This is a genomic window from Hufsiella arboris (assembly GCF_009834875.1).
GTDB classification, from domain to species: Bacteria; Bacteroidota; Bacteroidia; order Sphingobacteriales; family Sphingobacteriaceae; genus Hufsiella_A; species Hufsiella_A arboris.
Genome location: NZ_WVHT01000007.1, coordinates 59,564 through 82,094 on the forward strand (window position 1 = coordinate 59,564; position 22,531 = coordinate 82,094).

Genomic DNA, 22,531 nt, shown 5'->3' on the forward strand with positions numbered 1-22,531 from the left:
GAGTAAAAGTGGATAGCTGGACTGTCGGCCGCCGTAAACGGAGCAGTTCGTTTACGAAAATAATTGAAGTCAACGGGCGAGGAAGTGTATACGGATTGACCCTTTTTCAAGTCAGCTTGTACATGAAATGAGAATGAGGCTACTGATTTAGCCTCATTCTTTTAAAAGTTATTTCCGGCCGCCTCCAAGGAAGAAGCCTAATTTAATTCCTAAATAGTTGCCGTTAACGCCTTCGTTTTTTCCAACGACATTATACTCGACAGCTGCTCTGAAATGTCCGGCTTCGATACCCGCGCGTGGTGTGAATCCGAATTTGGTAGCAGTGCTGGACTCATCAAGGTCCACATATTCGTCACCCATGTTGATAGTGGTGGATTGTGCCTGAACCAGCTGGAACAGACCAGCCCCAAGCCCGAAAAACGGACGAACAGTGGTTGTTGTAAAATAATAATCCGCGGTAGCGAGGTAAGAGCCCGAGAGCTTTGCGTCGACAGATTCAACATAACCATCAACATCCATAGAGGCTCTTGCAAGAACCGCTCCTTCAAAGCGCAATCCAAAAGCTAAGGCATCACTGATAGCATACTTTGGTTCGATTGCAAAAAGAACTCCTCCTTTTGCGTCACCGCCGCCAGGAATTCCGTAGCCGAAGGCTACGTCGACTTTGAAAGGTTTAAAAGTTTCTGATTGAGCACTTGCAACAAGAGCCCCTAGTGCAAATATGCACGTGAGTAATAATTGTTTCATAAAATGTAATAATGTTAAGTGCTACTAAAAAAGAAATAATTTTTGAAATAAAAAATATTATATTTTCTTTATGATTATTTTTGTCCTTAAGCAATTGATTTTCAATGCATAAATTTTAAATTAACTTAACTTCTATTTTAATAAATTTGCTGATGTGTTATAGAGTATTATGCGGCATTCTTTTAATATTTGTAACTGCTGCTTTTGGTTGTCGAAGTAAAATGAAAGAAAATGATCTTTACGGTACCTGGAAATATATAAAGGTCGAAGATCCAAACACTCATCCGCCAGATACGACAAGCGCCGAAGAAATAAAATTCGCAGATCCAAGTATTACGTTTCATCCCAACGGTAAGCTTGAAATGATCTGGGAAGGTAAAACGCTTTCGCACGGCACCTATAAAATCGACGGTAACATGATCCGTTATCACGAACTTCTTGATAGCGGCCGTACCCATGATTTTCCTTTCCTGGTAAGCGAGCTGAGCGATTCAAAGATCGTCTTCGAAACAATGCGGCGAGAGGAAGCGACAAAGGTAACGGCGATTAAAGCAAAATAAGTAAGTTCAAAGGCCAACTTTTTTTTGCCTTTCATGTTGAGATCATTAAAAAACACAATGGATCAGACATTAACATTTTCCGGCAATACAGAAGACGAAGTTTGGACCCAGCTCAACAGTGCGCTGGTTGCAAATAATGATAGTTTCCAGTTCCATGCTGAAGTAAATCAAGCTGGCAAAACAACAATTATCGACGTTGATATCGACCCGGGAGGTGGTTTTGAAGGCGGTTACGAAACAACAACGTTAAGTGCAGTCGTGAGCCCCGAAAATGATTTTCGGTTTGCGATCCATCCTGAAAGTTTTGTTGACGAGGTCGGCAAGTTTTTCGGAATGGAAGATATCGAGATTGGTTATCCTGAGTTCGATAAAAAAGTTATCATTAAAACAAATAACGCGGAGAAGGTTAAATACGCGTTTAAAGATAGCCAGGTAAGAAGTGCAATTGGTAATTTAACCAATTTTACGTTGGGGATCGTACATTATACTGTCCCTGAGACCGATCAAAAGGTGCCTTTTCTGGAGCTGAGAATTGAGCATGGCATTATGGAACCCGAAGCGCTGAGGACAATTTACCATGTGTTTTACAACGTCTTAACTGAAATAGAGTTGAAATAGGTCGGATAATCATATTCTGGTTTTAATTAAAGCAATTATTTTTTACTTTTGCATCGCTGAAAAAGCTGCGCCCATAGCTCAGCTGGATAGAGCAACGGTTTTCTAAACCGTCGGTCTCAGGTTCGAATCCTGATGGGCGTACAGAATGCCTGATACGAAAGTGTCAGGCATTTTTTGTTATCTGAATTGCTTATTCGATGTGCTTCACTATATTTAGCTCATGAAATTTTTTTTCATCGTATTAAAAGTAGTGCTCGCAATCATTTTAATAACCTTAGGCTGTAATAAAATAAGCGAACCCTCAAATTTGTCGGTAGCACTGGGAATATTCTTAATTCTTACCGCTATTGCGCTAGTATACAATCCTGCCAAAACTCTTATCAAACAATTATAATTATGGATTCTCAAAATAACGAGGGCAGAGGCGCCCTACGTTCAAAGCTTATTAAGGCTGGTGTTGGATTGGTTCTGCTGGTAATTATCTGGATCATTCAGCCGTTTACCTATGAAAATATCGATGCCGGAAATGTGGGGATCAAAATAAACCTGTATGGTTCTGATCGTGGCGTTGATAACATAACTATTGTAACCGGACGTGTTTGGTACAATACATGGACGACAAAAATCATCGAATTTCCGACTTTTACCCAATCCGTTGATTATGAGCCATTTGTTGTAACGACGAGAGACGCCGCTGAGTTTCAGGTCGATCCAAAGTTAAATTATCACATCAATTCTGCAATGGTTCCCCAGATTTATCGCCAATACCGGAAGTCGCTCTCTGAGATTGAGCAACAGTTTATGCGAAATACGATTTACGATGCCTACCGGATCGTAGCAAATTCATTTACATCGGATTCTGTCATGTCTAACCGTGAAAAGTTTGAAGATAAAATACAGGTGTTGCTCACCAAAAATCTCGGGAAAGACGGGTTTGTTTATGATCAACTGACATCTGCGATAAGTCCGCCGGCCTCTTTAAGACGAATGATAGATGAAAAGAACGCATCGATACAGGCACGTCTCAAAGCGGAAAATGAAGCTAAACAGGCCATTGCTGAAGCAACTGTAAGTAAAGCAAAAGCCGAGGGTGAGGCGGCTGCTTTGCTGGTGCGAGCGAGAGCCGAAGCTGAAGCCAATCGCCTGAGGCAGCAATCGCTTACACCACTTTTAGTGCAACAGCTTGTAATTGAAAAATGGGACGGGAAATTGCCTCAATACGGAACGGTTCCTCAATTTTTTAAAAATATCACCCAATAATCGCTCTTGTCTTTCATGTTAGGCCCGTTAAATAAAATCTAACTGGCTCGATCTGATGAATTACGGATAAGTTGATTTATAAAGCCACTGATTTAATCAGTGGCTTTTGTTTTTAGCAGTTACACCAAGTCGTTAAGATCCAGAAAACTGAGGATTAAGACCTATGTTCTTTGACTGCATACTTTTTATTTTACATTTGATTATAAGAACCAATTTAATCTTCTTTAAATAAACCTATACGCCATAAATTGGCGTCGATGATTTAAAACTGCATGTTCAAAAGTCACTTTAACCTTTTTAGACAAACGACGTTCGTCCTGATTTCCTTTTCTTTATGGTTTTTCAAATCGGAAGCTTTCGGTCAGTCTGCCCCATTTACTTCTAAACAAAGTTTTGACGCAAACTGGAAATTCGAAAAGAGCGATTTTTTCAACGCAGAATCTGTTGTTTTTAATGACAAGGCATGGCGTACAATAGATCTTCCACACGACTGGAGCATTGAGGATTTGCAGGGTTCAGCGGGTGACAGCATTATCGGTCCTTTTTCAAAGAAAAGTGAATCAGCGGGTGCGACTGGTTATGTGATGGGCGGTACAGGCTGGTACCGCAAACATTTTACGCTGAAACCTGGCGAAGCTGGGAAGCAAATTAGTATCTTGTTTGATGGCGTGTACATGAACTCGGATGTCTGGATAAATGGAAAACACCTGGGAAATCATCCATATGGTTACACACCGTTTTATTACGATCTCACAAACTTTCTTAATCCTGCCGGTAAAGACAATGTTATCGCTGTAAAGGTGAAAAATTTGGGTGTGAATAGCCGCTGGTATAGTGGTTCGGGTATTTACCGGCATGTCTGGATGATGATGAAAAACAAGATTGATTTTACCGAATGGGGAACGTTTGTTACCAGTCCAAAGGTTGATAAAAGCCTCTCTACAGTGCAGTTTCAAACCGAAGTTGAAAATGTAAGCAGGGAGATAAAAAATGCTGTCATCGGGTTTACTATTTTTTCTACCAAAGGGGGAAAAGTAGTTTCGGGAAAAATTAATACAAAATTGAATGCGTCAGGTAAAACAGTGTTAACAAAAGCATTGAATGTTGCACGACCTGATTTATGGTCGCCAAAATCACCTCATTTATACAAAGCGGATATCACCATCGAAATCAACGGAAAACTAATAAGCCGAAAACAATTAACGTTCGGCATACGGGAAATAAGCGTTGATGCAACTTACGGATTACGCATAAATGGTGAAAAATTGTTGCTAAAAGGCGGAGGCGTACATCATGATAACGGTGCTTTAGGCGCAGTTACCATCGACCGTGCTGAGGAGCGAAAAGTAGAACAATTAAAAGCCAACGGCTTTAACGCGATACGAACCACGCATAATCCGCCTTCAGAGCAGTTTTTAAACGCATGTGACAAGTTGGGCATGGTCGTGATCGATGAAGCGTTCGACACCTGGCAGCATCCTAAAAATAAAGCCGACTATCATTTGTATTTCAAAGAGTGGTGGAAGAAAGACCTCCGTTCTATCGTGCTGAGAGATCGCAACCATCCTTCGGTGATTTTCTGGAGCATCGGGAATGAGATTAATGAACGTGCGGAAACAGATGGTGTTGACCTTGCGACTCAAATGGTTTCGCTCGTTAAAAGCATCGATCCAACCCGCAAAGTAACAGAAGGAGTATGTGGATTTTGGGATCATCCTGGCGTAGAATGGGATCATTCGGCCAATGCTTTTAAACCACTCGACGTCGCCGGCTCTAATTACGAATGGAAGAATTATGAGAGTGATCATCAAAAATATCCTGAAAGAATTATGATGGGAACTGAATCGTTTGCATATGAAGCCGCAGAAAACTGGTCGCAGGTAGAAAAACATCCGTACGTAATTGGCGATTTCGTCTGGACCGCTATGGATTACATGGGAGAAGCGGCGATCGGTCATAATGATTTAGATTCAGTGAAACCTATGCCTGCTAGTATGTGGCCCGCTTATTATATTTCTAATTGCGGAGATTTGGATGTCACGGGAATTAAACGTCCACAATCATACTTCAGGGACGTTGTGTGGGACAGGAGTGTTATCGAAATGGCTGTGCATGCGCCGGTTCCTGCCGGTCATAAAGACGTTTTCAGTGCCTGGGGCTGGCCCGATGAATACCGCAGCTGGAACTGGGAGGGAAATGAAGGGAAAGAGCTTGAAATTACTGTTTATTCAAAATGCGATAAAGTGAGGCTGGAATTAAACGGTAAAACACTTGCTGAAAAACAGGTTAGCGATCCGGCAAAACTTGCTTTTAAATTCAATGTGCCTTACAATCCTGGTGAAATAAAAGCCTTTGCCATAACGAATAATGAAGTTGTAGGTGCAACCAGTCTCAAAACTGTCGGAAAGCCTTTTAAATTACGATTAACGGCTGATAGAAGAAGGATCGACAACAGTCGCAACGACTTGTCATATATTTCTGTGGAGGTATTGGATGAAAACGATCAACTTGTCCCGGACGCAGTTATGCCGGTCAATTTTTCGATAAGTGGGGCTGCAGAAATTGCGGCCATCGGAAATGGAAATCCAAAGGGAATGCAAAGCTTCAGGCAATTAAACCACGATACTTATCAGGGCCGCTGTTTGGTCATTGTCAGGCCGGTTGGTAAATCCGGGGCGGTTAATTTATTGACAAATGCTAGGGGTTTGCAACCAGGAAAACTAGAAATTCGGGTACAATAAAGTTATCCCGTTAATAACAAGTTATGAAAAAAGGAAATTTGCTTCAGCGACGAATTTTTTTAAATAGATTTTTAGCGCTGTGTGCGGTTTCCGCCGTGTCCAACAACATTTTAGCGTCGGGAATGCAGATATCACATGATACGCAGCAGGCGAAAGACGGTTTAACGGTTTTGTTCCAGGGTGATTCTATCACCGACGGCAATCGAAGCCGGAATGATGACTGGAATCATGTTATGGGCCATGGATACGCTTACCTCATCGCAAGCAGGCTTTGGTTTGATTATCCTAAAAATGGCTATCACTTTTTTAATCGCGGCATCAGTGGTAATAAAATAACTGATCTGGCTGCGCGCTGGCAAAGCGACACTATCTCCCTGAAACCGGATCTGTTGAGTGTTTTAATCGGGATTAACGATATTTCTGCGTTATTGAACGGTGACCATTCTTATACTGCCGAAAATTATGAAAAAGGATATCGGGACTTGCTTGACGAGACCAGGCAAAGACTTCCCGAAGTGAGGTTCGTGCTTTGTGAACCTTTTGTTTTGCCGGTCGGTAATGTGAAAGAAAAGTGGCCACAGTATTCAGAGGAAGTTAAAAAGCGACAAATAGTAGTAAAGAAACTTAGCGCTGAATACAACGCTGTATTTGTGGCTTTTCAAAGTGCCTTCGATAAAGCCTTAAGTCGTGCACCTGCAGAATATTGGATATGGGACGGTATTCACCCAATGCCGGCCGGACATGAACTTATGGCAAGAGAGTGGATAGCACAGGTGGGAAAGCAAACCAAAATGATTCCTGGTTAACGAACAGGCCAGAAATAACTAGCAATTATGAACCGTCATTGTTTTGCACTGGATTTAATTGATGATCCGACATTAATAAAAGAATACGAAGACTGGCATCAAAATGTCTGGCCCGAAATCATAAAAAGCATTCAGGATTCAGGAATAACCGATATGCAAATTTACAGGTTCGGAAACCGGCTTTTCATGATTATGGATACTACGGATGACTTCAGTTTCGAGAGAAAAGCCCTATCAGATGCTGCAAATCCGAAAGTTCAGGATTGGGAAAAACTTATGTGGAAATACCAACAACCCTTGCCATGGGCGGAGCACGGAGAAAAATGGCTGCTTATGAAAAAAATATTTCAGCTTAAACGGTAATAGCGAACATGAAAATAGATGCCCATCAACATTTTTGGAAATTCGATGCCGTTCGGGACAGCTGGATAACGGATGATATGGCTATTATCAGAAATGATTTTTTACCGGCTGATCTCGAGCCGTTGTTAAACGAAAATGGATTTGATGGTTGTATTGTTGTTCAATCCAGTCAGAGTGAAGAAGAGAATTTATTCCAGCTTGGTAACGCCGGGCAGCATGAATTTATTAAGGGCGTAGTTGGCTGGGTGGATTTACAGGCTGAAGATATTGAAGATCGGCTGGCGCATTACAGGCAATTTGAAAAAATGAAAGGCTTTCGCCATGTTTTACAAGGCGAAGCGGATAGAGCTTTAATGTTAAAACCTGAATTCAAGAGGGGGCTGGGCATGTTAAATAGTTTTGGATTTACTTATGACATTTTGATATTTCCCGATCAGTTGCGTTACATACAGGAGCTTGTTGAGTTTTTCCCGGATCAGCCTTTTGTGATCGACCATATAGCCAAACCTGATATAAAACGCGGCAAAATCGACCACTGGAAAGATGATATTCAAGCTTTCGCGAGCTATGAAAATGTCAGTTGTAAAGTTTCCGGAATGGTAACGGAAGCAAACTGGCACAATTGGAAGAATGAAGATTTTTACCCATATCTTGATGTGATTTTTGAAACATTTGGCACGGAACGTATCATGTTCGGTTCGGATTGGCCGGTTTGCCTTGTTGCCGCTACCTACGCCTCGGTAGTGAACATCGTACAAAGTTATTTTTCAAATTTATCGCCAGGCGAGCAGGAACAGATCTGGGGTAAAAACGCGGCCAATTTTTACCGGCTCAAAAGCTAGCAAAAGATTATTAAACTATGGATTTATTGTTAAAAGACAAGGTAATCATCGTTTCGGGCGGTGCAAAAGGCATCGGAAACGGCATTGTCAGAGTGTTGGCAAAGGAAGGTGCTATTCCGGTTATCATTGGTAGAAATGAGGATGACAATTTGAAGTTAACCAAAGAGATATCGGGGCAGGGCCACAAGGTATTTCAATTGGTCGCTGAATTATCTGATCCCACCCAGTGCAAACGCGCAATTGATGTGGTTTTGAATCAGTTTGGGAAAATCGATGGGCTGGTAAATAACGCTGGAGTTAATGACGGTGTAGGCCTGGAAAATGGCAGTTATGAAAAGTTTATGGAATCACTGCACCGCAATGTTGTCCATTATTATTTATTGGCGCATCATGCTTTACCAGCTTTAATAAAATCCAGAGGCTCGATCGTCAATATATCTTCTAAAACAGCAATCACCGGGCAGGGGAATACCTCCGCTTACGCCGCGGCAAACGGCGGTCGTATAGCCTTAACTCGAGAATGGGCGGTAGAGCTTTTAAAATATGGAATTCGGGTAAACGCTATAATCGTGGCAGAATCATGGACACCTGCTTATGAAAAGTGGATTCAAACATTGTCGGACCCTGAAGATAAATTAAAAGAAATAACAGGCAAAATTCCGCTGGAAAACAGGATGACCACGCCGGAAGAAATTGCCAATACAACGGCCTTTTTATTGTCTTCACGCTCAAGTCATACTACAGGGCAATTGTTATTTGTCGACGGGGGGTATGTTCACCTGGACCGTGCTTTGGCAAATGCATAAGTATAATCGCTGATAACCAGAAAAATTAAACTAATGAAGTTTCGCATCCTTTTGTTAATCCTGATCCCGGCCTTCGCATGTGGACAAACTGATTTAAAACTTTGGTATGAACAACCGGCGAGCGTATGGACGGAAGCTCTGCCGGTTGGCAACGGCCGTTTGGGTGCAATGATCTTTGGCAACGTTCAGGAAGAACTGATTCAACTTAATGAAAGTACGCTTTGGTCCGGTGGGCCTGTCAAAAGCAGTATTAACCCGGACGCTCGGAAATATCTACCACTGATTCGTAAAGCAATTTTCGACGGCGATTATCAGAAAGGCGCTGAACTTTGCAAAAAAATGCAGGGATTGTATACGGAAAGCTATATGCCGTTGGGCGACCTTCGTATTAAACAAAACTTCCGGTCTGAAAACCTGCGATCGTATTACAGAGATCTGAATATTGAAAATGCGGTTGCCACGACAAAATACACGGCCGGGGGTGTTAATTACACACGCGAAATTTTCTCTTCAGCGCCCGACCAGGTGATTGTTATTAGAATCAGGGCAGATAAGCCCGGCCAGCTAAACCTTGAAATTTCCTCGAAAAGCCAATTAAAATTTACTACAGAATCGATTGCCAATAACATTTTTTCCATGAGCGGAAAGGCGCCCGCCCACGTTGATCCAAGTTATGTCGGATACAACAAGGAGCCGGTGATATACGCAGATTCCGGCGGTTGCCGTGGTATGAACTTTAATCTCCTCATTAAAGCGATAAATAAAGGCGGCTCGGTAACAAGCGACAAAAATGCATTATCAGTTAAAGGTGCAACGGAGGTTTTGTTACTTGTGTCTGCTGCTACAAGCTTTAAAGGATTTGACAAGTGTCCTTCCTCCCAGGGGAAAAATGAAAAAAGCCTTGCAATGGGCTATTTGCGGAAAGCGTCTCTGAAATCGTATAACCTGTTGCTGGAAAATCACAAAGCAGACTACCAAAAGTACTTTAAACGGGTCGATATTTCTTTCGGACAGGACACCGCCAGGGCGGCTAAGCTTCCAACCGATAAACGATTAATGGCTTACACTGGTGGCGGCCACGATCCCGGCCTGGAGGCTTTGTATTTCCAATACGGAAGATATTTATTGATATCGAGTTCCCGGCCCGGGCAAACGGCTGCGAACCTTCAGGGAATCTGGAATAAAGACTTGCGTCCCGCCTGGAGTTCCAATTATACCATTAATATTAACGCCCAAATGAATTACTGGCCGTCACTGGTTACTAATCTCGCTGAACTCAATAAGCCTTTTATCGAACTGATCAAAAATATTTCCATTACCGGCGCGCGAACTGCGAAAGAGTTTTACGGGCTCGATGGTTGGGTGGCACACCATAACAGCGATATCTGGGCAACTTCAAACCCCGTTGGCGATCTTGGCAAAGGCGATCCCAAATGGGCCAATTGGTCTATGGGGGCTAACTGGCTTTGTGAACATTTGTGGGACTACTACCGGTTTACAAACGATAAGGAGTTTTTAAGGCAAACAGCCTATCCTCTGATGAAAGGAGCGGTTATTTTTACAATGGGCTTCCTGATACAAGACAAAGACGGTTATTGGGTGACATCGCCTTCCGGCTCACCTGAAAATGTATTCAAAGACGAGAATGGAAAGGAAGGAGCAATTGCAATGGGGAGTACCATGGATATGTCGATCATACGTGAATTATTTGCCAATTTTGTTGCATCATCGCAATTACTGAAATCCGATTCATTATTGCGGCAGCAGGTTATTGCAAAGCAAAAAAAACTGTATCCTTTTCATATCGGCAAGAGAGGCAATATCGTTGAGTGGTATAAAGACTGGGATGAAGTGGAAGTTCATCACCGGCATGTTTCTCATTTATACGGACTGCACCCAGCCAACCAGATCTCACCTGCCGCCACTCCGGAGCTGGCAGCTGCAGCACGTAAAACACTGGAAATCCGGGGGGATGAAGGGACAGGTTGGAGCAAGGCCTGGAAGATAAACTTTTGGGCGCGACTTTGGGACGGAAACCATGCCTATTCACTCATTCGCGATCTCTTACATTTAACAACTGAAAACAATGCTAATTACGGAGAAGGAGGTGGCACCTATCCTAACCTCTTCGATGCGCATCCGCCTTTTCAAATCGACGGAAATTTTGGCGGCACCGCGGGCATTGCCGAAATGTTATTGCAAAGCCAGAATAATGAAATTCACCTTTTGCCGGCCCTGCCTGATGAGTGGAAAAACGGGTTCGTCAAAGGACTAAGGGCGCGCGGAGATTACCAGGTAGATATTAAATGGAAAAACGGCCGCCTGGATGAGGCGGTGATAACGTCTTTTGCAGGCCAGGCCTGCGTCGTCAGATCTGCAATTCCTTTAAAAGTTGATAGTAAAGATGTTCCGTTCAAGAAAACCGATTTCGGATATGTGACAACATTTCTAACAAAAAAGGGTCAAAGCTATAAACTAAACGCACAGTAATAAGTTAAAAAGTATTTCATTAAGTTTTCAAAAATGAATGTTAGCAACGGCTGTTTTTAAAAACAGTAGGAATATTAAATTTCTTTACAAGATTTGCAGGTAGAAATTAACAAAACTATTATGCGTAAATCCCTCTTATTTATTGTCTTGTCAATAATAAGTTCAGCTATGCTCAAAGCCCAGGTAATTACATCTCCGGATAAAAACCTGACACTTAAATTCGAGCTTCAGTCGAACGGTGTTCCATCTTATCAGTTAACTTATAAAAACAAACAGGTGATAAAACCCAGCACATTGGGAATAGAAACCAAGGATGTACCATCTTTCCTTGATGGGTTTACCATCTCAAAAACCGAACAAAGTACATTTGATGAAACCTGGAGCCCTGTTTGGGGTGAGCAAAAAGAAATCCGGAATCATTATAACGAATTGCTGGTAACGCTGGCTCAGAAAGCCGTTGAAAGCAGGGAGATTCGTATTCGCTTTCGTTTATTTAATGACGGCCTGGGTTTCAGATACGAATTTCCAGAGCAAAAAAACCTGACCTACTTTGTCATCAAAGAAGAAAAAACTCAGTTTGCTTTGAGCGGCGATCATAAAGCGTTCTGGCTGCCCGGCGATTATGATACACAGGAATACAGTACTGTTACTTCGAACTTATCGGAAGTACGCGGGAAAATGAAAGCCGCCGTCACGCCGAATGCTTCCCAAACACCTTTTTCTCCAACGGGTTTGCAAACTCCGCTGATGATGAAAAGCAAAGACGGATTGTACATCAACATTCATGAAGCTGCGCTGGTTGACTATTCTTGTATGTCATTAAATCTCGATGACAAGAATTTCGTACTTCAATCGTGGCTTACGCCGGATGCCCAGGGAAATAAAGGCTATCTGCAGGCGCCAACACAATCTCCATGGCGGACAATTGTTGTAAGCGACAAAGCCGGCGATATTCTCCTTTCAAAACTTATCCTGAACTTAAACGAACCAACAAAATTTAAAGACGTCTCCTGGATCAAGCCAATAAAATATGTCGGTGTTTGGTGGGAAATGATAACAGGGAAAAGCACATGGTCTTACGCCGACGTTCCGAGTGTAAAACTTGGCGAAACGGATTACTCAAAATTAAAGCCAAACGGAACTCACGCCGCCAATACACAGCATGTAAAAGAATATATTGACTTTGCCGCTCAAAATGGCCTTGACGCTGTTTTAGTTGAAGGCTGGAACGTTGGCTGGGAAGATTGGTTCGGCAAGTCGAAAGATTACGTTTTTGATTTTGTTACGCCGTACCCGGATTTTGATGTCAAAGAGTTGCATCGTTACGCCGCCTCAAAAGGCATCAAAATAATCATGCACCATGAGACATCAGGATCGGTCAGAAATTACGAACGCCATTTGGATACCGCATACAAATTCATGGTGGAAAATGGTTACAATGCCGTAAAGAGCGGCTATGTTGGAAATATTATTCCGCGCGGCGAATACCATTACGGCCAATGGCTGGTAAATCACTACCTGTACACAATACAAAAGGCGGCTGAATACAAAATCATGGTGAACGCTCACGAAGCTATCCGTCCTACCGGGCTAAGCCGTACATATCCAAACCTTATTGGCAATGAATCCGCCCGCGGCACTGAGTATGAGGCGTTTGGCGGCAATAATGCCGACCATACCACTATTTTGCCATTCACGCGGTTAATGGGCGGCCCAATGGACTATACACCCGGTATTTTTCAGACCAAAGTAAGTGCTTATAATCCGCAGAATACCTCGTTCGTTCATACAACGCTTGCCCATCAATTAGCTTTATATGTAACAATGTACAGTCCGCTGCAAATGGCTGCCGACCTTCCCGAAACGTATAACAAGCACATGGATGCTTTCCAGTTTATTAAAGATGTGGCGGTCGACTGGGACAATACCTGGGTTATCGAAGCTGAACCGGGCGATTACATTACGTTGGTCCGTAAAGCGAAAAGCAAGGAAGAATGGTACCTGGGAAGCATTACTGATGAAAACTCTCGTATAGCAAATGTGACTTTTGAGTTTTTGCCAAAAGGTAAAACCTACGAAGCTATCATATACGCCGATGGTAAAGATGCCAGTTTCGATAAGAACCCGCAAAGCTATGCAATCAGAAAATTGAAAGTTAACAGCAAAACCGTTCTCAAACAGTTTGTTGCACCGGGCGGCGGTTTTGCTATCAGTATAAAGTAGTGATGCGAATTTAATGAAAGGCAGAGTGATAAGTACTCTGCCTTTTTTGCAAGCAGCTTTATGCCATACACAATCCGACATTAACATTATTTTGTACCGCTGCAAACTTGCTATCTTTAAATTCTGAAGCCAATCTAGAAGGAATTACAAATGATACTTCCATATTTTCCTGAATCGCCGTTTGATATCAGGCTGTCTTTTTCGGGCATCATCGAACATTTTGAAAAAGTGGCAAGCGATCCGTTAAATCCAGACGCTGTTAAAGCACAAAGCGTATTAAATAAGGTTTCTTTACATCCTGAATTAAAAGATGGCAGTATCGACTTCGACCAGTTAAACGGGAACGAGGATCTGATAGGGCAATTGCTGGAAGCGATGTTTCCACCTGCGCTTACCTTAAATGAAATTAAGGCAGCTACCATTCCATTTACAAAGGTTTTGCTTAACCCGACCGAGCGGTTTAAAAATTTGCTGCGGGCTGCCGATCTCGACTTCGAAATAAATATCAGGGATTATACCGAACATCAGTTTTATGTATCGAGCTGCTGCCTCATACTAAATGAATTTTATGGAACTCAGCTGGATTTCAGTAAACCGTTGTTCTACGACATTCCAACTGCGAATGGGGTACTTAAACACTATCGGATACTTTATAATGCGGATTTCCTGGATATTATACCGACCGAGAAATCCATCTCTTTAACAGCTGAGGACATTAATCAGTTGCTGGATAATTACGACAACCTTGAGTTGTGGAAGGAAAAGTTTCCGAAAGGAAGCTGGCGGCTAAGCGGTTTTGCCATCATGACTTTATACGATGCAACTGTGGAAAATGCAGTTTCAATTTTGAAGGAAAAGCTACTGATATCGAATACTGGAAAATTTAAGGGAAGCATGGAGTCAATTTTTCGCTCTATTTATAAAATTCCGGATATACAGATTGGTGCCAGCATATTTAGCAGGGAGCACCAAACATTTGATATCATCGATTTTGGCGAACCACTGCAAAGTTTTGTTTTAAAAGAAGGGAGTCAGCACAACTCTGAAAATACATTTTGTTCAAAATCTCATTTCTGTATCATTGAAAAACAGGACTTTTTTGCTGTATCTGATGTTGCGGCACTGTTAGCTGCCGAGCCGGAGAATTTGCTTGCCCGGCATATGGCAGAACAGGGAATCAACAGTTTTATTTTAGCGCCCATAACCAAAAATGGCGTATTGATGGGCGTTCTTGAAATTGTATCCATGAGGTCAAAAGAGCTGAACAGCGTAAATGCCCATAAACTGGAAATCGTGATGCCGTTTCTGGTAGATACAATCGACAGGCTTATTACGGAATTCAGGAATGAAGTTCAGGCCGTTATCCAAAAAAATTATACCAGCATCCATTCAAGCGTTTATTGGAAATTTTCCAGCGAAGCACAAAATCTCATCAGGGCAAATCGCCGTGGCGAAGACTATGTCTTAAAGGAAATAATCCTTGACGATGTTTATCCGTTATATGGTCAAACCGATATAAAGGGTTCGTCGGATACCAGGAACCAATGCATTCGCCAGGACTTAACCAGCCAGCTTAAACATCTCCTTATTTTGCTGCCAAAAATTAAAAGTTATCTAACCGATTTTGATTATGATACAAGAACGAAGCAGATAGAGGATAATTTCGAATCGATTAAACACTTGTTTTATGCAAATACCGAACAATATGTCAACGACTTTCTGGAAAATAAAATTCACCCGTATTTGCAAAAGATCGCAGGCAAGGAAGTAATGCCATTGGTAGATGCTTATTTTATTGAGAATGATAAAAAGTTCGGGACATTTTATGCGAACCGGAGAAAATATGAAACTTCGGTTTCGATGATCAATAACAAGCTCGCGACGTATTTTGACAACAGTGAAGCTTCGGCCCAGACAATTTATCCGCATTATTACGAGCGGTTTAAAACAGACGGTGTTGAACACAATCTTTACATCGGGCCTTCTATTTCGCCAAAACATCATTTCGATATCAGGCTTCTACAAGATCTCCGGTTATGGCAATTGCGGATTTTATGCAAGATGGAGCTCGCTCATCACCAGTTAAAAAAGGAATTACCTTATCCCCTTGATGTAACTTCGTTGATCCTTGCTTATCATTCAAGTATTTCACTTCGGTTTAGGATGGATGAAAAACGGTTTGATGTTGACGGTACTTACAACGCGCGTTATGAGGTTGTCAAAAAGCGTATCGATAAAGCCTTCATTAAAGACACTACTGAACGCATTACACAGACCGGCAAAATAACGATTGTTTATTCCGGCAGATCAGAGGAGAAAGAATACAGACAGTACATTGAGATATTACAGAACGAAAAAATATTGGCTGACGTAGTTGAAAATTTCCAGGTTGAAGATCTGCAGGGTGTTGTTGGCCTTCATGCGTTAAGGGCACAAATTATACATTAAGACGACTTAGCCAATAGAACAAAGATAGGTCCAGGCAATAAAAAACAGCTGTAAAGGGACTCTGAACCAGAGATACTTCAAGCCGGGTCCGTCATACGTTGCCTTTTCCATATTTATTTGTTTCGATGCCGCGTAACTATTTGCTGGAAGCAACACAATAAAAAAGAGTATTAAAAGCCAGCCCGTAATAGTTCTTAACTCTGGAACGTGCAGGGTAACAGCTGCGATTATTTCTATTATTCCAGTTACGTAAACCATCAGCGGCTTAAAGGGAACGGGTGGAGGAATCATCATTACCATCCCTTTTTTAAACATAAAATGCCCACTTGCGGTGAGAAAAAGCATGGCCGACAAGCCAATTCTTCCGGCCATGGAATAATCAGAATCTCCGGTATATAGTTTTACACCGGCAACAGAGATTACAAAAACTACGATCAGGACAACTAACGGTTTCATTACAAATTCTTTTTCCTTTGAGTGATGTAAAATCTTTAATTTTCGAGCAGATTCAAAAGCCAATTTATGAAAAGCAATTCCTTATTATTAGCAATTTTATTTTTATTCAGTTGTCTGATCTGCAGCGCGCAAAATTCCATTCGGGTTGCTACCTATAATCTCCGTTATGATAATCCGGCAGACAGCGGAAACCTATGGAAGGATCGCTCAAAGTATGTAGCCGACCTGATACGTTTTCACGATTTTGACTTATTTGGAACCCAGGAAGGAAAAAAGAATCAATTAAGTGATCTGCTGAAGGATCTTCCCGAATATTCAAAGTACGGCAAGGGTAGAGACGATGGAAAGGACGGTGGCGAACACTCGGCGATATTTTATAAAAAAGATAAGTTCAAATTACTGAAAAGCGGTGATTTCTGGCTGTCGGAAACTCCGGAAAAGCCATCCTTAGGCTGGGACGCTACATGCTGCAACAGGGTCTGTTCCTGGGCGTATTTCCAGGATCTGAAAAGTGGTAAGAAATTTTATATGTTCAATGTACATTTTGATCACCAAGGGAAAGTTGCACGTGTTGAAAGCGCAAAACTGATGATCAAACGGATTAATTCAATTGCCGGAAACGAACCGGTTGTATTAACGGGCGATTTTAACGGCGACCGGAAAAGTGAATGGTATAAAATTCTTGCTTCATCTGGCATTATTCACGATTCGGTAAAAGAGGTGAAAAATCCATATCAAAATAATTCGTCATACACTGATTTTGGCAGGGAGTTTCAAAATGATGAAGTGATTGATCATATTTTTATTTCCAGCAAGTTTCATGCATCCAAATGGGGAATACTTACTGATACTTACCGTGGTAAATTCCCCTCGGATCATTGTCCCGTGTTATGCGTTTTGCAGTTTTAATTAGCTTTGAAATTTTAGCCGATTGATATACTCCTTGCGGTATGTCAGGGGGCTGAATCGGGTAGTGTGTTTAAATACTTTATGGAAGAAGGCTATATCAGCATATCCACATTCAAAACATATTTGGCTCACAGGTTTATCGGTATTGATTAGTTGCTGCCGGGCGTAGTTGACGCGATAACCGGCAATAACCTCTGAGAACGTTTTGCCGGTCATTTTTTTATAGTACTTGCAAAAGGCATTTGGTGTCATCCGCGCAATTTCCGCTATTTGATTTAGACCGATTTTATTGCGGAAATTTTCAATAATAAATGCCTGCACCTCATTTAAGCGATGATGTTCATGGGTGCCTGGCTCGTAAATTATCGTTTCGTCATTCAGCAGTTTGAAAAATTTCGTGTTTGATAACTGGCTGAATATATCGAGCAGATTAATTAATCTTTTAAGCGGATCTGTTTCTGCGGATAATTCATTCATTTTTAGGGTAACCAGTTCCGCTGTTTCGCCATAAAAATGAATGCCAAAAAAGCTTTGATTAAGTAGGCGGGAAACCCTGGCGGTCTCAAGCTTCCGGAAAAAATCGCTTCCTAAAAAGTCGCGTTGAAACTGTATAACTACCGATCTGGCGTTTATTTCCTCGGTTAAAATAGTATTTTTCCAGCAATGCGGAACATTAGAACCGATTAGTACCAGGTCGCCGGAATTAAAAACGGACATGTCATTCCCAACAAACCGGTTGCCTTCGCCCTTCAGGATTGCCGTTAATTCAAATTCAGGATGAAAATGAAACGGTGCATGGAATTCAGATTCCTCGAAGGTTCTGACTAGGAACGAACCGTTTTCACTTTCCGAAATAGCTTCTAAGGACGGTTTAACCATTCAGATCATTGATGTTTGTGCAACTCAATATATTCTTTCTTCTCCGAACGATCAATGTATTCTTTAATTGTATCTATCTCACTCGGTTTATATGGTTTGAAATCACCGTGATAAAGATCATGCTGCCATAAATCTTGCGGGGGATCACCAGGCCGATGCCCCCATGGCAAATCTGTTTGAGTTTTACCATTTACTAGTCCCCATAAGTTGCACCCAATTTTATATTGATAAAAGATAGGCAGGATCTCGCTAACGGTCGATCCAAACGGCCTGTTCATCCATTCGGTATTTATCAAAGGACGGTTCAGCTTCTGAAATTTTTCGACAGCCCTGGTAACGGTTTCTTTGTTTCCGTAATCGTGAAAAGTAATTATATCCGAATTATTGATGATGATCTCATTTAACCTTGGATTCTGATCAAACATACCGATGCTTAACGGTTGATCCGGGTTAATTGAACGAGCCCATACGATTACCTTTTTTAACAGCGGAAAAGTTGCGCTGCCAAGTCCTCCGTTCGTCGGTTCATTGTAGAGATCCCAAAATAAAATCCGTTCATCGTTTTTGTGGTGATTAATGATATCCCTCACATATTTTTCAAGTTTGGGATAGGTTGTCGAATCGGTAACCATACTGTGGCCCGGGCTCGGCGACCATGCCCAGGCATACCAGCCTTTTAGCGGTTCGGGTTGCTTTCCAACTACCGGATCGCTTTTTATACCAAATGAACAGTCATCAAATAGCGCTGGTATGAACTTAATATGGTGCTTATAACACAGCGCCATGAAAGTATCAAGCGTTTTTAAAAAGTAAGCAGGGTCATCCTCATAAACAGCATACTGTAATACAGCTCTCAACGAATTCATTCCCGACTGTTCAGCCAAGGCGAGCTCCCGGTCAATCGCTTTCGGATCAAACGTTGTTTTATCCCACATCGCCGTATAATTTATTGCGTAAGCCGGGATGTAATTAAATCCACAATACCATGGTTGTTTGTTATACCAATCCCATGCCTTTTTCTCCGGCCATTTCTGGGCGGTTTGAGCGCGGGAATCCAATGAAAACGCGATAATGATAAGTGTGAATATGGCAATTTTTATCAGCCAAGACTGGTTTTGAGATTTTTGCATTTTAAATTGAGGTTGCGAGTGCTATTTAACCATTGGATTTAATTCAGAAGCGGCAAGCTGTCCCGCAGCCAGCCCCTTAAGCCATGTCTGGCGATCATTTTCCTGGTGCTTGTTTTGCGGTTCGGTAATGTGAGCGCCATCTGCGAAATAGATAACCGTCATAACTTCGCGGGTGACGTCTTTTGAGGAATTTCCGGGCGCTGTATGCAATGTCCAGCCGTAGTGCCATGTTGCATCACCAGCTTTCATGGTTTTGGCTCGTGTAACCGGGAAATTATTCCGTTCAATAAATTGTTGTAATGTGCTTTCTGATTCGTCAGATATCGGAATATTTTCGGCAAAGCCTGCGGTATGCGATCCGGAAGCAAAGGTCAGCATTCCCATTTCTTCATCTATGTCGATCAATGGCATCCACATCGTGACAGTTTTCGAAGTATCCAGCGGCCAGTAATATTGATCCTGGTGCCATGGAGTAAATCCTCCGCCAGGTTCCTTAAAAAGCGCCTGGTCATGGTAAATGCGAACGTTTTCCACGCCTAGTAAATCCGCCGCAATTTTTGCAAAACGTTTAGCCAGAGTGAATCGTCGTACCTCTTTGTCCGTTTGCCACAAATTCATAATTTGTAGAAAGGCTTTCCCATAAGTGTCCCGGTCTTTTAAGTCGCGTTTTTCCGTATTGTATTGGTAAGCTGCTTTTTTAATGACATTCCGGTAGTAAGAAAGCTCCTCTGGCTTTAATATTTCATGGATGAGCACGTGGCCGTTTTCTCGGAATGCGCTGACCTGATCATTGCCGACATGGATAGTATCGTCCAGCGGAAATAAATTATTTTCCATTATTTTGAATTTTTAGTTAGAATTCCAAAACACGGATTTTTACCAGTTCTGATATTCGATTAAATTATTCAATTTATGGTAGATATTATCCGATTTGGACAAATGGCAGAGATTTCTGCGTAAAGTAGCAGTATCTTAGGCTTTAGTATGTGACGGAAAAGGCTTAAAACTTGTTTTCACTTGGACTTCTCACAAATAACTGGCTGATTAACTTGTTATCCAAAAGATGGTAATAATGGAATGTTCTGATAATCTTATTATTATATCGTGTAACTGTGCATTTTATTCCCTGATTTTGAAAAAGCCGGGAAAGAATTGCCAATCAGGTACGGCTTATTATAGCCAAAGGGCTTATCTTATTCAAAGTTTGCCCGAACCTTGAGCGCTATAGTGATTAACAATTACTTATCCCGACTTTCTGCAAATTGGTCTATAAGAACCATTACCTTTAATTATCAACTGGTATTTTGTGTGTTTAGCGGCACTAGCACGTCTGCATGTGCTCGTTTTTCTTTCTTCCAGTAAACAATTGACGCATCAGTCGTCTTATCAAATGTTCCAACAACCGAGCCATAAAGCCAATTATTAAACAAGCGTAATCGGATGCCAGTAAATTTAGAATCGCTTTTGATTATTCGTAATTTTTAGCCTAAACGGTTGATAAATTCAGATTTTAACTCTTTCTTAGAATTAAGAACTTATCAACATGAAAGTCCAGTCTTTATCCGTTTTAAGCGTCATACTGTTTTTCGCAATTGCATCCTGCAACAAGTACGCTGAACAATCAGGTAAAATATCTGAAAACGATGTAAAAAATTATTTATCGGTTATTGCTAATGATTCATTACAGGGTAGAAAGCCATTTACTGTGGGTGAGGATAAAACAATCCGTTATTTATCGGATGAATTTAAAAAATTGGGCTTGGAGCCGGCAAATAAAGGAAGTTATTTCCAGGATGTACCGATGGTAGAAGTTACGAGTAAACCAGCAGGAGATTTAAAACTGTCCGGAAAGTCCAATTTATCGTTGAAGCCATATACAGATTTCGTAGCTGGATCAAGGCAGGAGCTTGAAACGATCAATATTCAAAACTCACCATTAGTCTTTGCCGGATACGGTATTGTAGCTCCTGAATACCAGTGGAATGATTATGCCGGACTGGACGTAAAAGGAAAAACCGTTATTGTTTTGGTAAATGATCCGGGATTTAAATCGAATGACCCTTCGTTATTTCATGGAGACACGATGACTTACTATGGCCGTTGGACTTACAAATACGAAGAAGCGGCGAGACAGGGAGCTGCGGGTGTTTTAATTATTCACCAAACCGAGCCGGCGAGTTATCCCTGGCATGTCGTAAATAACAGCTTTTCCGGTGCGAAACTTTATCTTCAGCAAAGTGACAAACACATGTCCCGCTGTAAAGTTGAAGGATGGATTACTGAGGAAGCCTCTACAAAATTGCTGGCTGCCGCCGGAATTACGGGGGATTTCAGAGCGCTTGCCAGGAAGAAGGGCTTTAAGGCGATTCCGCTGAATACTAGTATGTCATTAGTATTAAATAATAAACTTAAATATTCAACCTCGCACAATGTTGCAGCTTTAATTAAGGGAACTAAAAGGCCCGATGAATGTGTAATTTATTCCGCCCATTGGGATCATTTTGGTAAAGGAAAGCCTGACGCTAAAGGAGATAGTATTTACAATGGCGCCGTAGATAACGGTACAGGCACGGCAGCGTTGTTAAGTATGGCGAAGGCTTTTTCCAAATCGGAAAAGCCGGAAAGGTCAATTCTTTTCCTGGCAGTAACGGGCGAGGAGCAAGGATTGCTCGGTTCGGAATATTATGCTGCGCATCCGTTATTCCCGCTGAATAAAACTGTTGCCGATCTCAATATGGACGCTTTACATCCGTTTGGCGAAACTACGGACGTTGCCGTTACCGGAAAAGGACAAAATGAACTGGAAGATTATGTTGAAGATATTGTCGAAGAAAACGGTAAACATACAATCGGTGATACAAAGCCGGGCGCCGGAAGCTATTACCGTTCAGATCATTTCAATTTTGCGAAAGTCGGCGTTCCCGCATTAGACATCAACACAGGAATTGAAAGTGTATTGCACGGAGCTGATTGGGGAAAAGCACAAAGCAAAAGTTATAATGACGATAATTATCATCAACCATCGGATAATTTTTCGCTGATAAAGGATTACGGAGGCATCACTCAAATTGCCAATATATTATACCAGATTGGTTGGAAGCTTGGCAATGAAACTACTTTTCCGGGATGGAAAAATGGCTCCGAGTTTAAAGCGGTTAGAGATAAATCGATGAAGAATTGACGAGCGCACTACCTTGTAGATTTGTTTGTACATATTTATTAAAATTGGCCGGCCGACCGTTTGTTGAAATTT

At 41.8% G+C, this 22,531-nt stretch carries 18 protein-coding genes and 1 tRNA gene; 14 read left to right on the forward strand and 5 right to left on the reverse strand.

Annotated features, from left to right (window positions below):
* Positions 1-168 precede the first annotated feature (168 nt).
* Positions 169-747, reverse strand: coding sequence for a hypothetical protein (locus GS399_RS14795; protein ID WP_160845425.1), 579 nt, complete (start codon positions 745-747; stop codon positions 169-171).
* 221 nt (positions 748-968) lie between these two features.
* Between GS399_RS14795 and GS399_RS14800 the strand changes: the two genes are divergently transcribed.
* The 12 genes from GS399_RS14800 to GS399_RS14855 all read left to right on the forward strand — a co-directional run bounded on the left by GS399_RS14800 (position 969) and on the right by GS399_RS14855 (position 15,904).
* On the forward strand, positions 969-1,307 hold the full coding sequence (locus tag GS399_RS14800) for a hypothetical protein (RefSeq protein ID WP_160845426.1): 339 nt from the start codon (positions 969-971) through the stop codon (positions 1,305-1,307).
* A gap of 57 nt (positions 1,308-1,364) precedes the next feature.
* Positions 1,365-1,925: a hypothetical protein gene (locus GS399_RS14805; RefSeq protein ID WP_160845427.1), complete on the forward strand. Its 561-nt coding sequence runs from the start codon at positions 1,365-1,367 to the stop codon at positions 1,923-1,925.
* Positions 1,926-1,992: 67 nt separating this feature from the next.
* Positions 1,993-2,066 (forward strand) — tRNA-Arg (locus tag GS399_RS14810).
* A gap of 255 nt (positions 2,067-2,321) precedes the next feature.
* Positions 2,322-3,185: an SPFH domain-containing protein gene (locus GS399_RS14815; RefSeq protein WP_160845428.1), complete on the forward strand. Its 864-nt coding sequence runs from the start codon at positions 2,322-2,324 to the stop codon at positions 3,183-3,185.
* A gap of 272 nt (positions 3,186-3,457) precedes the next feature.
* Positions 3,458-5,926, forward strand: a complete 2,469-nt coding sequence (locus GS399_RS14820; protein ID WP_160845429.1) for a glycoside hydrolase family 2 TIM barrel-domain containing protein — start codon at positions 3,458-3,460, stop codon at positions 5,924-5,926.
* A gap of 23 nt (positions 5,927-5,949) precedes the next feature.
* Entirely contained in the window at positions 5,950-6,732 is a 783-nt protein-coding gene (locus GS399_RS14825; protein WP_160845430.1) for an SGNH/GDSL hydrolase family protein, read from the forward strand.
* Positions 6,733-6,759: 27 nt separating this feature from the next.
* A complete protein-coding gene (locus GS399_RS14830) occupies positions 6,760-7,095 on the forward strand; it encodes an L-rhamnose mutarotase (RefSeq protein ID WP_160845431.1) in 336 nt (111 codons plus the stop codon).
* An 8-nt stretch (positions 7,096-7,103) separates the two neighbouring features.
* Entirely contained in the window at positions 7,104-7,937 is an 834-nt protein-coding gene (locus tag GS399_RS14835) for an amidohydrolase family protein (RefSeq protein WP_160845432.1), read from the forward strand.
* 17 nt (positions 7,938-7,954) lie between these two features.
* Positions 7,955-8,743, forward strand: coding sequence for an L-fucose dehydrogenase (locus GS399_RS14840; protein ID WP_160845433.1), 789 nt, complete (start codon positions 7,955-7,957; stop codon positions 8,741-8,743).
* Between the two features lie 33 nt (positions 8,744-8,776).
* Positions 8,777-11,233 carry a glycoside hydrolase family 95 protein gene (locus GS399_RS14845; RefSeq protein ID WP_160845434.1) on the forward strand — a complete coding sequence of 819 codons (2,457 nt, stop codon included), beginning with the start codon at positions 8,777-8,779 and terminating at the stop codon, positions 11,231-11,233.
* A 120-nt stretch (positions 11,234-11,353) separates the two neighbouring features.
* Positions 11,354-13,456 (forward strand): glycoside hydrolase family 97 protein, encoded by a 2,103-nt coding sequence (locus GS399_RS14850; RefSeq protein WP_160845435.1) that lies wholly within the window; start codon positions 11,354-11,356, stop codon positions 13,454-13,456.
* A 150-nt stretch (positions 13,457-13,606) separates the two neighbouring features.
* Positions 13,607-15,904: a GAF domain-containing protein gene (locus GS399_RS14855; RefSeq protein ID WP_160845436.1), complete on the forward strand. Its 2,298-nt coding sequence runs from the start codon at positions 13,607-13,609 to the stop codon at positions 15,902-15,904.
* Positions 15,905-15,910: 6 nt separating this feature from the next.
* Here the strand turns inward: GS399_RS14855 and GS399_RS14860 are convergent, their stop codons facing one another.
* Positions 15,911-16,360 carry a DoxX family protein gene (locus GS399_RS14860; RefSeq protein ID WP_160845437.1) on the reverse strand — a complete coding sequence of 150 codons (450 nt, stop codon included), beginning with the start codon at positions 16,358-16,360 and terminating at the stop codon, positions 15,911-15,913.
* Positions 16,361-16,426: 66 nt separating this feature from the next.
* On the opposite strand from GS399_RS14860, the gene GS399_RS14865 reads away from it, so the two are divergent.
* The gene (locus GS399_RS14865; protein ID WP_160845438.1) at positions 16,427-17,269 is read left to right on the forward strand and encodes an endonuclease/exonuclease/phosphatase family protein; all 843 of its coding nucleotides are present in this window, start codon (positions 16,427-16,429) and stop codon (positions 17,267-17,269) included.
* Here the strand turns inward: GS399_RS14865 and GS399_RS14870 are convergent, their stop codons facing one another.
* Genes GS399_RS14870 through GS399_RS14880 form a run of 3 tightly spaced genes read right to left on the reverse strand, consistent with a single transcriptional unit; the run spans position 17,270 to position 20,115 of the window.
* Positions 17,270-18,148, reverse strand: a complete 879-nt coding sequence (locus GS399_RS14870) for an AraC family transcriptional regulator (RefSeq protein WP_160845439.1) — start codon at positions 18,146-18,148, stop codon at positions 17,270-17,272.
* A 5-nt stretch (positions 18,149-18,153) separates the two neighbouring features.
* A complete protein-coding gene (locus GS399_RS14875; protein WP_160845440.1) occupies positions 18,154-19,278 on the reverse strand; it encodes a glycoside hydrolase family 2 TIM barrel-domain containing protein in 1,125 nt (374 codons plus the stop codon).
* Between the two features lie 21 nt (positions 19,279-19,299).
* Positions 19,300-20,115 (reverse strand): phytanoyl-CoA dioxygenase family protein, encoded by an 816-nt coding sequence (locus GS399_RS14880; protein ID WP_160845441.1) that lies wholly within the window; start codon positions 20,113-20,115, stop codon positions 19,300-19,302.
* A gap of 706 nt (positions 20,116-20,821) precedes the next feature.
* Between GS399_RS14880 and GS399_RS14885 the strand changes: the two genes are divergently transcribed.
* Positions 20,822-22,459, forward strand: coding sequence for a M28 family metallopeptidase (locus tag GS399_RS14885; RefSeq protein ID WP_160845442.1), 1,638 nt, complete (start codon positions 20,822-20,824; stop codon positions 22,457-22,459).
* Positions 22,460-22,531: the final 72 nt, after the last annotated feature.